Genomic DNA, 16386 nt, shown 5'->3' with positions numbered 1-16386 from the left:
TTTAAAAAAGTGAACTAAAATTCACAAAATGATTTACAATTCATTTTATCTGGATGAGAATAAGATTATGAGTTATAAAAGATCGACATTGATGCAAGAGCGAATGGAACAAAATCGACAGTCGATTTTGCAATCTGCGCGAGAACTTATTGCTCAAGGGGGATTTAAAGATGCCCAAATTCAAGCGATTGCGGAACGTGCAGGCGTTTCTAGTGGCTTGGTTTACCGCTATTTTGATAATAAAAGTGAAGTCTTAATTGAAGTGTTGTCTGAAGCGATTCAGCATGAAATTCATATTTTGAATACGATTGCGAGCAGTGAAGGGTTAACAGCACAACAAAAATTACATAAGGCTGTCACGACCTTTGTTAAGCGGGCACTCAACAGTCCTCAACTGTCGTATTCACTCATGTTCGAACCTGTAGATCCAATTGTTGAGCATGAGCGTTTTCGCAGTAAACAGTTAATTAAACAAACGATTAACGAGATTCTTGCCGAAGGGAAAGTCAATGGTGAGTTCGGTTTTGAAGATTTAAATACGGTGGCGTTATGCATTGTCGGAAGCATGACTTTTGTTGTAATTGAACCTTTAAATCCATCTCGTAATGTGATGTTTGATCAAAACTACAAAGATTACTTTGTGAAACAGGTTGCAGACTTTTGTGTACAAGCTGTGCAATTACAGGATCGTAATTAAATAGTCTTATATGCAAAGGAGGGAAATCCGTACAAAGTAATCTCTGTGATCAAAATAAAACAGTAAGAATCAGAATTACAAAGAATCAAGGAGAGTGATTCAAATGACACAGGTACGGTTAAGCTATGCGTATGGAACCAGCAGTCAACCTTTACTGGGCATGACCATTGGTGAAAAATTTGATCAGGCATGTGTGCAATATGCAGATCAAGATGCTGTGGTCAGTGTGCATCAGAATGTACGGTTAAGCTATAAAGAGCTACAAGCACAGGTGAATGCTTTTGCTTGTAGCTTACTCAAACTGGGGTTCAAAAAAGGCGATCGGCTTGCCATTTGGTCCCCCAATTGTGTGGAATGGACCATTACTCAATTCGCTGCATTTAAAGCAGGTATTATTCTCGTTAATCTAAACACCGCGTATAAAAGTAACGAGCTAGAATACGTACTGAATAAGGTGTCGTGTAAAGGCTTAGTCATTGCATCGCAATTTAAAACCACAAATTATCAAGAGCTTTTAACCAAAATTGCGCCAGAGCTGCAAGAAGCTGAAGATAAAATCTTAAATGCGCTACGTTTACCTCATTTAAAACACGTGATTAAAATTGATGAAGCAGTGCATACAGGTATTCATCGTTTTCAAGATCTTTTGGGACAACCCACTGCAAAACAACTTGATCATTTAGAAGTAGTTGCAAGTGAGTTGCAGTTTGATGAAACCATTAATATTCAGTTTACTTCGGGAACCACAGGTAACCCGAAAGGCACCATGCTCACGCACAATAACATTTTAAATAATGGTTATTTTGTGGGTGAAGCGATTCATTTGACTCCACAAGATCGCGTGTGTATTTCAGTACCATTATTTCACTGTTTCGGTATGGTAATGGGGAATTTAGCCTGTATTACACATGGTTCAACCATGGTCTATCCATCGGCTGTATTTAACCCATTAGACACTTTAAAAGCCATTCAGCAAGAGAAATGTACGGCAGCTTATGGTGTGCCCACCATGTTTATTGCCACTTTAGAGCATGAACAATTCAACGACTTTGATTTGAGTAGTTTACGTACAGGCATTATGGCAGGTAGTCCGTGTCCGCGTGAAATTATGCAACGTGTCATGGAGCGAATGCACATGACGGAAATTACGATTTGTTATGGCATGACCGAAACAGCACCTGTCAGTGCACAAAGCTCGACCACTGATACCGTGGAACAGCGTGTGGGAACAGTAGGCCGTGTACATCCACATTTAGAAATCAAAATTGTGGATGAAGCAGGAAAAGTCGTACCACGTGGCAAACTCGGTGAACTCTGTGTTCGTGGTTATTCAGTGATGTTGGGTTATTGGGAAGATAGTGAAAAAACCCAAGAAGTGATTGATAACGCGCGCTGGATGCATACGGGTGATATTGCTGAAATGGATGATGACGGCTTTGTAAAAATTAAAGGTCGCATTAAAGATGTAGTGATTCGCGGTGGTGAAAATCTGTTCCCGAAAGAAATTGAAGATTTCTTATATACCCATCCAGATGTCAGTGATGTACAGGTGATTGGTCTGCCAGATGCACGCTATGGTGAAGAACTATGTGCCTGTATCATTCTCCATGAGCACCATGAAACGACAGAAGAAAGTATCCGACGTTACTGTGCTGAACATATTTCACATAATAAAGTACCACGTTATGTACGTTTCTTTACCGAGTTTCCAATGACCGCATCAGGTAAAGCACAAAAATTCCGACTTCAAGAATTTATGCGTAAAGAGCTGAATTTAATGGAAGATATTGCATAACGTGATCTTCTGACTTGGAGTTTCCCTTTACTCTGCTTCAGGGTAAAGGGAGAAAACGAAAAGGTCTGAATAATTCAAACGGAATAAGGAAATCATGATGGAACTTCGTCACGATTGGACTCGCGCAGAAATACAAAATCTATATCAGCAACCCTTTTTAGATTTGGTTTTTCAAGCACAACAAATCCATCGACAAAATTTTAATGCGAACCAGATTCAGGTCAGTACTTTATTATCAATTAAAACAGGGAAATGCCCTGAAGATTGCAAATACTGCTCTCAATCTGCACGTTATGATTCAAAACTAGAAGCAGAAAAGCGTATTGCTGTAGACAAAGTCATTAGCGAAGCAAAAGAAGCATTAGCATCTGGTTCTTCTCGCTTCTGTATGGGTGCTGCATGGCGTAACCCGCATGAGCGTGATATGCCTTATGTGCTTGAAATGGTTCGTGAAGTAAAAGCTTTAGGTTTGGAAACTTGCATGACCTTAGGCATGTTAAACCAGTCTCAAGCTGAACGCTTAAAAGATGCAGGTTTAGATTACTATAACCACAACCTTGATACTTCGCGTGAGTATTATTCAAATATCATCAGTACCCGTACTTTCGATGATCGTTTAAATACACTTGAATATGTACGTGGTGCAGGCATGAAAGTGTGTAGCGGCGGTATTGTGGGTTTGGGTGAAGATACTGCCGATCGTATTGGCTTATTACTTGAACTAGCAACATTACCTATTCACCCAGAATCAGTGCCAATTAACATGTTGGTTCCAATTGAAGGTACGCCATTGGCAGATGTAGAAAAGCTCGATGTGACTGAATGGATTCGTACCATTGCTGTTGCACGTATCATTATGCCAAAAAGCTATATTCGTCTTTCTGCGGGTCGTGAATCTTTATCTGATTCAGACCAAGCGTTGGCATTTATGGCTGGTGCAAACTCACTGTTCTCTGGTGAAAAACTGCTGACGACGCCTAATGTCGCACAGGGCAAAGATCAACAATTATTTCAAAAATTAGGTTTAACGGTAGAAAAACCAAAACCTTCAATTGCGGAACTGACTTTGGATGCAATGTCGGTCGCTTAACAAAAATCATAAAGCAGTATGCAATGATGAATAGCTCTGAGCAATGTCATCATGGGCTGCCGAACTATTCAATAGAGTGCAGTATGGCCAAAGACTTTAACAGCCCACAAGTGGTGGAGGGATATGATGAGCATATCCGCAAGCTTATTCCAGGCTATGAATTAACGCATCAGCAAGTCGATGCCATTTTAACTCATCATTATGCCGAACAAGAACATGTAGACATTTTGGTGGTGGGCTGTGGAACAGGATATGAAATTCAATATTTGGCGCAAAAGCATCCAACTTGGAACTTTACAGCGCTAGATCCATCGCATGTCATGTTATGTAAGGCAAAGCAGCATCTAGAAAAGCAAGGTGTTTTAAGCCGTATTCGCTTTATTCATGGCGATACAAAATCCATTGGCACAACGCATATTTTTGATGCGGTATTATCCATTCTAGTGGCACATTTTATTCCATTGGAATCAAAGCAAAACTTCTTTAAAGATATCTTTACTCAACTAAAACCCAATGGAATGTTACTGACTTATGACTTAATGAAAGAAACCGAAGCACATGAGATTTTTGTACTAAAGCAACTTTGTGAAAATAATGGCTTAACCACACTTCAAAGTGAAAAAATGGTTGAACGATTACAGCAAGATTTTTTCTTGGTGTCGCCAAGAATGGGGCAGCAACTCTTATCTAATGTTGGATTTAAAAAAGTTAAAACCTACAGCCAAATTCTAAATTATTACGGATTTTGTGCAGTGAAATAATGCCCATTGAAACAACGAGCTTAATTAAGGAATACACAAAAGAATAAGGATATGAATATGCCTGCTTATTATCGTTTAATACAACGCGAACAACATGCAGATGGAAGTGTAACTGCGCATTATCAATCGAACTTGCATGCTCAAGGTGCTTGGAATCCGCATGAGCAACATATGGCGCCTGCAACAGGTGTAATTTGTGCAGAATTGGAACAATTTTTACCTCGAGATGACATGCGAATAGGGCGCATTAGTCTCGATATTTTTGGTTTAATTGGATTTGGCGATTTTAGTATTACCACACGTATGGTTCGAGGTGGAAAAACCATTGAGCTGATTGAAAGTGAAATGCAAGCCAATGGTAAAATCTGTATTGTGGCCCGTGCATGGAAAATGCTTACACAGGACACGCATAGTATTGCGGGACTTGAAGATCAAAAAGTTCAACATCCAGAGCAATTGCCTGTTTGGGATGGCATGAAGTGCTGGCCAGGCGGTTATATTCAGAGTATTGAAACCCGTGCCGAAACGTCCCGCAGAGCAGGAAAAGGGCTCGTTTGGCTAACCAACCCATGTAATATGGTGGAAGGTAAAACCACATCAGATTTTGTCAAACTGATGGGCATGGTGGATACGGCAAATGGTGTTGTGCCGCGCCAAGACCCTCAAGCGGGCTGGGCATTTCCAAATTTAGATTTGCAAATTCATCTATATCGCATTCCTCAGGGACAATGGCTCGGTTTAGACATCGAACAGCAATATGGTACAGATGGCATTGGTTTGACCAGTGCAGTCCTGCATGATGTACATGGCCCCTTTGGTCGCAGCGAACAAATCTTAACCTTACGAAAACTCTAATCTAAACCATAAAAGCTAAAGTTGAATGATACATTGCTGACTTAAGTTTTTAAGCTCAGCATGATTCACTTGAACATTGCTCCATTTCTCCATTTGCTGAATCAGCCATTCAAAATCTTCAACTTTAGGGATGGCTGTATCATCTATGAAATTTCGAATAATATTTTGAATTTTATAAAATTCTTGAACATGGATACGATCTGAACATTCAAATTGTAAAACTTCATATTCAGTTAATAATGCCCAAATCTGGCTAAAATTCTGCATGGTTTTGATTTCACGCTGGGCTTTTTGAATGGCTTGAGTAATTGCTTTTAAGGTATTCGGATGGGCTGTAGCCCATTCTTTGGTCACCGCTAATACTTTATCGGCAATTTCAGGAATGACATCTTGACTAGAAGCCACGATTTGACTCAGTCCTAAAACTTCACCTTGAGTATTCCAAGGCTCCCCAACACAGAAGCCATCAATCACCTGATTATTTAAGGCTTCTACCATATAAGGTGGCGGTAAAATTCTGAGTTTAATGCTTTGGGCTAATTCTGCATCTGCCAGTGCGAGCCATTCACGAATACAAAAATGATGAATGGAATTGGCAAATACATGTGCCAATTGAATATTTTGTCCGTGTTGAATCGCGGTCACAACTTTAGCCGCGACTTCCTTTGCGGTGTCGTTATGGGTAATGCCCAGCTCAAAACATAATTTCTGACTTAAACTGATATAAGCGCGATTTACACTTAAAACCAAAGGGGTTTGAAATGGAATGCCAATATGATCTGTACCGATTGAGGCTGCGGGTAAAATACCTGATAAACAGTGTGCTGCATCTAATAATCCAAAAGCCAAACGGTCTCGCAGACTAGCCCAAGAGGCTTCTTTAACCAGTGTGACATCTAATCCAAGTTCATCAAAATAACCACAATGTTTTGCCCAAAGTATAGAAATACAATCGAGCAATGGAATATAGCCAAGTTGAATATGTGTTTTTTCTAATGTAGACATAGCTTAATCCTTCAACTTGGTTTGTAGTAATTCTTGCGCATCGAGTAGGCGACGTGCCATTTCTCCCATGGTCATTCGATGGCTCATGGCATTTTTACGGAGTAATTGAAATGCTTGGTCTTCAGTGAGCTGATGCAGTTGCATCAAAAGAACTTTGGCTTTCTCGACATCTTTACGATCTGCCAGTTTATTCTGGGTTTCCTTTAAATCTGTCAGTAATTTCTTATGCTTTTTGAACTGTTCAATAGATATCTCTAAAATGCTATCTAATTTTGCAGGATCAATTCCATCGACAATATAAGCCGTAATTCCAGCATCAATAGCACTCTTAATCATGTCTTTTTGGCTATTTTGGGTAAATAGCACAGTGGGTAAATCAAACTGGCTCACACAACTTTCAATAATGTCACGATGCGGATGATCCATATCCAGCAAAATAACATCGGCCTGTAAGTGCTCTAATTTGAACATATTTAAATGATCGATGGTTAAGCAGGCCACCACGTCAAAATCGTGCTGAAGCAGTGAATCTTTTATATAGTTGGCACGATCTTGATCATCATCAATCAGGGCAATTTTAAGCTTTGGCATATTTGAGCTATCGCTATTGGGCTGCTAATCAGGGCAGAAATGATGTTTATTTTGTAGCATTAACAAGCAATAAACATGCCGATGTACCATTTTGGTGATTAAACATACAAAAAAATACAAATAAGCAAATCCTAAAATTTATCTGTGCACCATTACAAAGCAAAATGTGCAATTTAGTGGCAGAAGCTCAAATTCCGATGTTTTTCTGGTAATTATCCAATACTTGAGATTGAACATAATTTCAGCTTCAATATAAGAAAACATAGTTATTTATAAATTTATTTCAATAAAACAGTATCTTAAGTTAATAGTATTAATATTGGCATAGCAATTGCATTATCCCTTATGAGTCAAAGACGACTCTTAAAAATTTGCAAGACGGCCAACGATGTCCGTTCTGATCGACCTGTAAAGCAGATCACTCTGCCGAGTGGGAATTTATATACGTTCAGTTCAGGAAGGAGAGGGTTATGTCTTCAAATTTATATGAGAAAAAAGCCACAACAATAAGTCTTTTTAATTTTAAGACTTCAGCGATGCGGGCCTTCCACATGAGTTGGCTCGCCTTTTTTGTCTGTTTTTTTGCATGGTTTGCCTGTGCACCACTCATGCCTGTGATTGCAGGCGAATTTCATCTGACTAAAGATCAAATCGCGAATATTAATATTGCAGCTGTTGCAATTACGATTTTGGTTCGCTTGATTGTTGGTCCACTGTGTGACAAATACGGCCCACGCAAAACTTATACTGCATTACTTATTCTTGGCAGCATTCCTGTATTTGGTGTTGCATCGGCCAACAGTTATGAATCTTTTTTATTCTTTAGGCTGCTCATCGGTGCAATTGGCGCAAGTTTCGTCATCACTCAATACCATACCAGCATTATGTTTGCCCCGAATGTTGTCGGGACTGCAAATGCCACTACTGCGGGTTGGGGAAATGCAGGTGGCGGTGCCACTCAAGCTTTAATGCCACTTCTACTATCAGCTTTAGTAATGTTCGGTGTTGAACAGGCTATGGGCTGGCGTATTGCCTTACTTGTTCCTGGCATCATGATGCTGATTGTGGGTGGACTGTATTGGAAATACACGCAAGATTGTCCGCAGGGCAACTTTAAAGAATTACGCGCTCAAGGCATTCAAGTTGGCAGTGAGAAAAAAGGTGGTTTAAACATCTTAATGCATGCAGCCCGTAACTATCGTGTCTGGATTCTATTTGGCTCTTATGCCGCCTGCTTTGGTATCGAAATTTTTATTCATAACATCGTCGCCATGTACTACGTGGAAAACTTTGGCTTTGGACTAAAAGAAGCGGGCTTAGCTGCGGGTATTTTCGGACTTTTGGCACTGTTTGCCCGTGCTCTAGGCGGCATTATTTCAGATAAGGTTGCAACAAAAAAAGGGCTGGATGGGCGCACTAAAGTCTTGTTCGGCATGATCCTGATGGAAGGTCTATTCCTGATTGTATTTTCACAAATGAACACTGCGATATTGGCCATTTTAACCATGACAGTATTTGCTTTGTTTACCCACATGGCTTGCGGTGCAACCTATGCATTGGTGCCATTTATTGATCGTGATGCCTTAGGAGGTGTTGCGGGTATTATCGGTGCGGGTGGCAACGTGGGTGCGGTTGCAGCAGGTTTCCTACTCAAAGGTGTCTTAGATATTCAAACTTGCCTCATGGTTCTGGGTGGACTGGTGGTGATAGCAGCAAGTTTTGTGCTCATGATTCGCTTTTCGGTCGAACACAAAGAGAAAGAACAACGTCTATTTGAACAAGCCGTGCTTGATCGTAACAACATGGCATAAGTAAAAAAATTTAAGGAGAAAGAATATGAAACTACTTATGATTGGTCACGGTATGGTCGGGCACAAGTTCATTGAGAGTGTACTTGAGCAGGCAGGTGACGAAGTAGAAATTACCATTTTGGCAGAAGAACCACGTTTAGCGTATGACCGTGTGCATTTAACCGAATACTTTTCTGGTAAAAGTGCCAAAGATTTATCACTTGCACGTGCAGACTTTGCCGATGCCTATGGCATCGACCTGCGTTTAAATACCAAAGCCACTGCAATTGATCCAGAAAATAAATTGGTAACCACCAATCATGGTGAAACACTAAGTTATGACAAATTAATTTTAGCAACAGGTTCCTATGCTTTTGTACCGCCAATTCCGGGTAATGAACGTCAAAACTGTTTTGTTTACCGTACCATCGAAGACTTAGATGCGATTAAAGCTGCAAGTTTAAATGCAAAAACAGGGGTGGTGATTGGCGGTGGCTTATTAGGACTTGAAGCAGCAAAAGCACTCCGTGACCTGAACTTAGAAACACATGTGGTGGAGTTTGCGCCACGCTTAATGGCGGTGCAAATTGATGATTTAGGCGGCAAAGTACTCCGCACTAAAATTGAAAACCTCGGGGTCAAAGTTCATACCCAAAAAGCCACACAATGTATTGAAGATGGCTCATCCGCAGTTCATGTAATGAAATTTGGTGATGGTTCTGAACTTGAAACCGATATCGTCTTGTTTTCAGCAGGTATTCGCCCACGCGATGAACTTGCCCGCTCAAGCGGTTTAGCCATTGGTGAGCGTGGCGGTATCGTCATTAATGATTATTGCCAAACCAGTCATGAAGATATTTATGCCATTGGTGAGTGTGCGCTTTGGAATAATAAAATTTTTGGCTTAGTCGCACCAGGCTATGACATGGCACGTATTGCGGCCAAGCATGTGATGCAGCAAGAATGCAACATTTTCGCTGGTGCAGACATGAGCACCAAATTGAAGTTAATGGGTGTAGATGTCGCATCAGTGGGTGATGCACATGCCATGACTCCAAATTCATTGAGCTATTTCTATGCCGATGAAGATGCATTGGTGTATAAAAAAATCGTGGTCAATGCAGAAAAAACCAAACTTTTGGGTGCTGTATTGGTGGGTGATGCCAAAGAATATAGCGACTTGCTACAAATGATGTTAAATGGTCTGGCATTACCCGAGGTTCCAGAAAGCCTCATCATGCCAGGGTTTGCTGCCTCAGGTGCTAAAGCAGGCGGCAGTGGTGTCGACTTACTGCCAGACAGTGCCACAATATGTTCATGTAATAACGTGTCGAAAGCCGATATTTGTCAAGCCATTAGTGACGGATCGACCTCTTTGGGTGCGTTAAAGAAATGTACCAAAGCTGCGACGGCTTGCGGGGGGTGTGCTCCTTTAGTAACTCAAGTTTTAAAGGCAGAGTTGCAACGTCAAGGGGTTACAGTTAATAACCATATTTGTGAACACTTCCCATACTCCCGCCAAGAGCTCTATCACTTGGTTCGTGTGAATGAAATTAAAACCTTCGATGACCTGATTCACCAGCATGGGCATGGTTTAGGTTGTGATATTTGCAAACCAACGGCTGCAAACATTTTGGCCTCTTGCTGGAATGATTTCGTACTTAAACCAAGTCATGCGGGTCTGCAAGACAGTAACGACTACTACTTAGGAAACATCCAAAAAGATGGTTCTTACTCGATTGTACCACGTATGGCTGGGGGTGAAGTCACACCAGATGGCTTAATAGCTGTAGGTCAAATTGCCAAAAAATACAACCTGTACACCAAAATTACGGGCGGACAACGTGTTGATATGTTTGGCGCGCAAGTGCACCAACTGCCGTTGATTTGGGAAGAGTTGAATGCTGCAGGTTTTGAGTCTGGTCATGCTTACGGCAAATCATTACGTACGGTTAAATCTTGTGTCGGGAGTACATGGTGCCGTTATGGTGTGGATGATTCAGTCGGTTTGGCCATTTTCCTTGAAAACCGCTACAAGGGTTTACGCTCACCACATAAATTAAAAATGGCAGTTTCGGGTTGTACCCGTGAGTGTGCAGAAGCGCAAGGTAAAGATGTCGGCGTGATTGCCACTGAAAAAGGTTGGAACCTTTATGTTTGTGGTAATGGTGGCATGAAGCCACGCCATGCAGAATTGATTGCATCTGACTTAGATACCGAAATGCTGATTCGCTATATCGACCGTTTCTTTATGTTCTACATTCAAACCGCAGATCGTTTACAACGCACCAGTGTATGGCGCGACAACATGGAAGGTGGTTTGGATTATCTCAAATCCGTGATTATTGAGGATTCACTGGGTTTAGCCGCAGAACTTGAACGTCGTATGCAGCACATTGTTGGGACTTATCAAGATGAATGGCGTACTGCGGTTGAAAATCCTGAAATTCGTAAACGTTTCCAAACCTATATCAATGCCAATGCTGAACAGCAAGCTGATCCGCATATTCAATTTACTCAAGAACGCGGACAAATTCGCCCATTAAACAGCGCAGAACGCGCTGAAGACCGTATTCCAATGGTTGAAGCATAATAAGGAGAACGTAAATGACTATTTTAAATGATAAAAATATGCTTCCAGATCAAAACTGGGTTGAGGTCTGTGATTTAAATGACATCACCCCGAATACGGGCGTAGGGGCTTTGGTTGAAGGGCAAGCGATTGCGTTGTTCCGTGTCGGTACAGAAAAACGCGTTTATGCACTGAGCAATAAAGACCCATTTAGCCAAGCCAATGTCATGAGCCGCGGTATTATTGGCGACTTACAAGGTGAACGTGTCATTGCATCGCCCATTTATAAGCAGCATTTTAGTTTAGCGACTGGTCGTTGCTTAGAAGATAAAGATCAAAAACTACTGGTGTTCCCAACCAAAATTCAAGATGGGCGGGTTTGGGTGAGTCCAACAGCACAAAAAACCTATATCACCAACAATGTGCCTTCTTTAGAAAAAATGAAGCTGGTTCTGGTTGGAAATGGTTTGGCAGGTATGCGTTGTCTTGAAGATTTATTGGATATGGCACCAGATCGTTATGAAATTACTGTAATTGGTGAAGAACCATGGGGCAACTATAACCGCATTATGTTATCGCCAGTGTTATCAGGTGAAAAAACGGTTGAAGACATAATGTTGCACCCACATGCGTGGTATCACGACAAAGGTATGCGTTTTATTGCAGATGATCCTGCCGTGAAAATAGATCGACCACGTAAACAAGTACATACGCAAAAAGGCATTGTGGTGGATTATGACCGACTCATTTTAGCCACAGGGTCTAAGCCTTTTGTGCCACCAGTAAAAGGTGCAGACCTAAAAGGCGTCGTAAGTTTCCGTGATATTTATGATGTCAATACCATGCTGGAATATTGTGAGAACAAGCGTAATGCCGTGGTGATTGGTGCTGGTTTACTTGGTTTAGAAGCTGCCTATGGCTTAAAACGCCGTGGCATGAATGTCACCGTTTTACATTTAATGAATCGGATTATGGAACGTCAACTGGATGATCGGGCCAGTCAAATGCTTCGCCATAGTATTGAGCAAAAAGGGATTCGGATTATTACCGAAGCCAATACTGAAGAGCTAATCGGTACAGATGGTCAGGTCAGCCAAGTACGTTTAAAAGACGGTACTGTGTTAGATGCAGATTTGGTGGTCTTTGCTGTCGGCATTAGACCAAATATTAGTTTGGCACAAAGCGCAGGACTCAGAACCAACCGCGGCGTCATGGTCAATGACACCATGCAAACTTTTGACCCAAGTATTTATGCAGTGGGTGAATGTATTGAACATCGCAGTCAGACCTTTGGTTTAGTCGAGCCTTTATGGGGACAGGCTTTTATTTGCGCGAGTCACTTGGCGGAACATGGCAGTCTGACTTTTAAAGCCCCAACGGTTCCGACCCAATTAAAAGTCAGTGGTGTCGATGTGTTTTCGGCAGGGAATTTTGAGCCTAAAGATGATTTTGAAGACATCATTTTAAATGACGAGAAACGTCAAATTTATAAGCGCATCATCATTCAACAAGACAAAGTTATTGGAGCCGTCTTGTTCGGAGATACGGAAGATGGTGCTTGGTATGCCGAATTAATTGCAGATCAAACCCCAATTTCCAATATTCGCAATAAGCTGCTTTTTGGTCGGGATTTTGCATTAAAAAAAGTAGGTTAATTCAGATCACGCATCATTTTTTGCTGCCATGGTTTTAAAAGTAAGAATAGGGAGCACCGTATGACCAGTATTCCATTTGTGGAACTCCAAAACTCAACAGCTCCAGTTACAGCGAGCACAAAAACCACCTGTCCGTACTGTGGTGTGGGTTGTGGTGTAATCGCACATGTTAAACATACGGCGCAAGGTCAAGTTGTGAGTGTAGAGGGGGATGCATCACATCCCTCTAACTATGGAAAATTGTGTATTAAAGGCAGTAATTTGGCGGATACCCTTGGCTTAGAAACACGTTTATTGCAGCCAATGCTCGGAAGAAATACACAGCAAAAGATGACAACTTGGGATACTGCACTCGATCAAATTGCGCAGCAATTCCAAACCAGTATAGAGCAATATGGGGCTGAAAGCATCGCATTTTATGTATCGGGGCAATTACTGACCGAAGATTATTATGTGGTGAATAAATTCGTAAAAGGCTACTTAGGTACAGCCAATATTGATACCAATTCTCGCCTCTGTATGTCATCTGCTGTGGCCGCACATAAACGGGCTTTTGGTGAAGACATTGTTCCTGCCAGTTACCAAGATTTCGAACAAACCGATATGGTGGTTTTGGTGGGTTCAAATACGGCGTGGTGCCATCCCGTATTGTATCAACGGATTATGCAAGCCAAAGCAGAACGCGATATTTTTGTGGTTGTGATTGATCCACGTTTTACCATTACTTGTGAACAAGCCGATTTACATTTGCCAATCTTACCAGGGCAAGATATCGCTCTGTTTAATGGACTCCTACAATATTTGCATCAACATGGCTGTGCAGATCAAGCCTTTATTGATGCATATACGCAAGGTATTGAAGCTGCTTTACAGAGCAGCCAAGCAGAACAAAATCCAGAAGATGTCGCAAAACAAACAGGCATTGCACTGGAGAAATTACAACAATTTTATGCCAAATTTGCACAAACTGAACGAGTAATGACCCTATTTTCAATGGGGGTCAATCAGTCTTCACAAGGTGTGAATAAAGCCAATGCAATTACCAATTGCCATTTATACAGTGGAAAAATTGGCAAAACTGGTGCAGCACCGTTTTCAATGACAGGTCAGCCAAATGCGATGGGTGGACGTGAAGTAGGTGGTTTAGCCAATATGTTGGCAGCTCATTTAGATATTGATAACCCTCAACATCAGCAATTGGTACAAAACTTTTGGCATAGTCCTGTCATTGCTAAATCTGCTGGATTAAAAGCAGTTGATTTATTTGAAGCCGTTGAAAGTGGCAAAATTAAAGCACTTTGGATTATGGCCACCAATCCTGTGGTGAGTTTACCTAATGCTGATCAGGTCAAACGTGCCTTAGAAAAATGTCCTTTTGTGGTGGTTTCGGATATTTGCCAAAACACCGATACGACAGCATTTGCCGATGTTTTACTGCCCGCTTTAGGTTGGGGAGAAAAAGATGGAACAGTGACCAATTCTGAACGACGTATTTCCAGACAACGGGCATTTTTAGATGCACCGGGAACGGCCAAAGCAGACTGGTGGGCAGTTTCGCAAGTCGCAAAAAAGATGGGGTTTAGTGGATTTAATTTTGAAAATGTCAGCGAAATATTTAACGAGCATGCACAACTTTCAGCCCGTGAAAATGTCCCCTTAGCACAACGTGATGAATCAAAGACCTTCCGTTATTTCAATTTACAAGGTTTAACAGGGCTAACAGCACAAGAATACGATGATCTAAATCCAACTCAGTGGCCAGTATGGGATAAAAAACAGTCTATTGAAACTGTACGACAGATCTATGCTAACGGGCAATTTAGCCATCCTGATGGTAAAGCCAAATTTATTGCTGTAGAAAATATTGCTCCTGTAAATGCCTGTACCAGTGAATATCCTCTGGCTTTGAACACTGGTCGTATCCGTGATCAGTGGCATACCATGAGTCGAACAGGGTTATCGGCCAACTTAAGTACACATCGTGCAGAACCATTTTGTGAGATTCATGCGCAGGATGCTTTGAAATATGGCTTGAAAGAAGGGGACTTGGTCGAAGTTGCATCAACTTGGGGGCGCTGTGTTTTAAAAACTGCTATTTCTCAAGGCATCCGTCGTGGTCAAGTTTTTGCCCCAATCCATTGGAACGATCAAGTCGCTTCAGATGCCCGCATTGGTCGAGTGGTCAATCCTGTGGTGGATGCTATTTCAGGTGAGCCAGAATTTAAGCATACACCCGTAATGCTGCAACCATTTTATACTCAATGGCAGGGCGTATTTTATGCTCGCAATGAGTACGCCGCTATGGTCAAAGCCTCGATAGAAGCCTGTGTGTGGTGGACCAAAGTGACCACTGCCAAAGCTGTTCGTTATGAACTGGCAGATCGCCGTAAATACGATGACATTACCAAACATTTAAAAGAACTTTTACCGTTTCAAGATGAAAGTTTTGAGTGGCTAAATGTCGATGATCATTCAGCACAAATCAGTCATAGCATCGTCTTAAAAGATGGCATTTTGATAGCCAGTTTATATATTGCCCCACGTGCTTTACTGCCAGACCGAGACTGGGTTGCAGGATTATTTAAGCGTGAGCGATTAAGTGCCATGCACCGTAAAGCGTTATTGGCGGGTCAACCTATTTCAATGAACAACAATGAAGGGCCATTGGTGTGTAGTTGCTTTAAAGTGGGTAAAAATCGAATTATTGAAACCATTAAAGAGAAAAATATTAGTAATGAAAAGCAAGTTACAGCTTGCTTAAAGGCAGGAGGCAATTGTGGTTCTTGCTTACCTGAAATTCGCGGCTTAATTAAAGCCTGTCAAACGGAGGATGTGGAATGATTCAAACTTATCCTACCACTGATCTTGTCATTCTTGCAGGAGGACAAGCACGACGTATGAACGGAGTGAATAAACTGTTACAAACCTTTGATGATCAGATTCAGCTTTTAAAAATTCACCAAACCCTAAAGCATAAGGTCAATTCTATCTGGGTGAATAGCCATCGTGACTACTCACTTTACCGCGCCTTAGTGCCAAGTATTGCCTACTATCAAGATGAGGAATCTGGGTTTTTAGGTCCACTGATGGGCATGAAAAGCGCTTGGACACATGTTACATCGGACTATGTTCTATTTATTCCTTGTGATGTGACCTACATTCCATCTCGTGTGCTTGAGAAACTTCATGCCGTACTGGCAAAAAATGCACAGGCAGAAGTGGCTTATGTCGAATTGAATGGACGTGCACTGTATCCGTTCTGTTTGTTAAAACGCAGTGCGTTGGAGCAATTAAATCGAAACATTGAACAAAAACAGTTCAGTTTACAAAGATGTTTTACTGAAATGCACCCTCAAGTTGCACGGTTTAGTCATAAAAACCTATTTTTTCACAGCATTAACTCACTCGATGAACTACAACAGTACCAACAATTAAAATTTCTTAATTAAATCCAGAGATAGCACAAAGTTGGAACACTTATTGCTGAGTCATTTATAGCTATGAGCACAATCAAAGTGCAATCAGTTAATAAGCACAATTCTTGGGCATTTGGTCATTCCCACATGGAATAACAT

Annotated in this window: 12 protein-coding genes; 10 read left to right on the top strand and 2 right to left on the bottom strand. The window is 41.4% G+C overall.

Translation table 11 applies throughout. The features are described from left to right. The first annotated feature begins 67 nt into the window (after positions 1-67). The 5 genes from F4W09_RS10105 (at position 68) to F4W09_RS10085 (ending at position 5198) form a co-directional block, all read left to right on the top strand. Positions 68-697: a TetR/AcrR family transcriptional regulator gene (locus tag F4W09_RS10105; protein ID WP_016168030.1), complete on the top strand. Its 630-nt coding sequence runs from the start codon at positions 68-70 to the stop codon at positions 695-697. Between the two features lie 103 nt (positions 698-800). Further along, positions 801-2492, top strand: coding sequence for an AMP-binding protein (locus tag F4W09_RS10100; RefSeq protein ID WP_151504711.1), 1692 nt, complete (start codon positions 801-803; stop codon positions 2490-2492). Positions 2493-2589: 97 nt separating this feature from the next. Then, complete coding sequence (bioB, locus tag F4W09_RS10095) at positions 2590-3582, top strand: biotin synthase BioB (protein WP_151504710.1); 993 nt, start codon at positions 2590-2592, stop codon at positions 3580-3582. 83 nt (positions 3583-3665) lie between these two features. After that, positions 3666-4343 carry a class I SAM-dependent methyltransferase gene (locus F4W09_RS10090; protein WP_151504733.1) on the top strand — a complete coding sequence of 226 codons (678 nt, stop codon included), beginning with the start codon at positions 3666-3668 and terminating at the stop codon, positions 4341-4343. A gap of 57 nt (positions 4344-4400) precedes the next feature. Continuing rightward, positions 4401-5198, top strand: coding sequence for a thioesterase family protein (locus F4W09_RS10085; protein WP_151504709.1), 798 nt, complete (start codon positions 4401-4403; stop codon positions 5196-5198). Between the two features lie 15 nt (positions 5199-5213). Here the strand turns inward: F4W09_RS10085 and F4W09_RS10080 are convergent, their stop codons facing one another. After that, positions 5214-6203 carry an ABC transporter substrate-binding protein gene (locus tag F4W09_RS10080; RefSeq protein ID WP_151504708.1) on the bottom strand — a complete coding sequence of 330 codons (990 nt, stop codon included), beginning with the start codon at positions 6201-6203 and terminating at the stop codon, positions 5214-5216. A 3-nt stretch (positions 6204-6206) separates the two neighbouring features. Further along, positions 6207-6794: an ANTAR domain-containing response regulator gene (locus F4W09_RS10075; RefSeq protein WP_016168024.1), complete on the bottom strand. Its 588-nt coding sequence runs from the start codon at positions 6792-6794 to the stop codon at positions 6207-6209. Between the two features lie 470 nt (positions 6795-7264). Here F4W09_RS10075 and F4W09_RS10070 point away from each other — a divergent pair, with 470 nt between their 5' ends. From F4W09_RS10070 to mobA, 5 genes are read left to right on the top strand one after another with little or no spacing between them, the layout of a single operon-like run. Beyond that, entirely contained in the window at positions 7265-8605 is a 1341-nt protein-coding gene (locus tag F4W09_RS10070) for an MFS transporter (RefSeq protein WP_151504707.1), read from the top strand. 25 nt (positions 8606-8630) lie between these two features. Continuing rightward, positions 8631-11177 carry a nitrite reductase large subunit NirB gene (gene nirB / locus F4W09_RS10065; RefSeq protein ID WP_151504706.1) on the top strand — a complete coding sequence of 849 codons (2547 nt, stop codon included), beginning with the start codon at positions 8631-8633 and terminating at the stop codon, positions 11175-11177. Between the two features lie 14 nt (positions 11178-11191). After that, complete coding sequence (nirD, locus tag F4W09_RS10060; protein WP_151504705.1) at positions 11192-12811, top strand: nitrite reductase small subunit NirD; 1620 nt, start codon at positions 11192-11194, stop codon at positions 12809-12811. Between the two features lie 60 nt (positions 12812-12871). After that, a complete protein-coding gene (locus F4W09_RS10055; RefSeq protein WP_151504704.1) occupies positions 12872-15652 on the top strand; it encodes a nitrate reductase in 2781 nt (926 codons plus the stop codon). Then, positions 15649-16260, top strand: a complete 612-nt coding sequence (mobA, locus tag F4W09_RS10050) for a molybdenum cofactor guanylyltransferase (protein ID WP_151504703.1) — start codon at positions 15649-15651, stop codon at positions 16258-16260. The genes F4W09_RS10055 and mobA overlap by 4 nt, the downstream gene beginning before the upstream one ends. Positions 16261-16386 lie beyond the last annotated feature (126 nt).

Source organism: Acinetobacter tandoii (assembly GCF_008867985.1).
GTDB classification, from domain to species: domain Bacteria; phylum Pseudomonadota; class Gammaproteobacteria; order Pseudomonadales; family Moraxellaceae; genus Acinetobacter; species Acinetobacter tandoii.
This window is presented reverse-complemented; position numbering and strand designations above follow the sequence as displayed.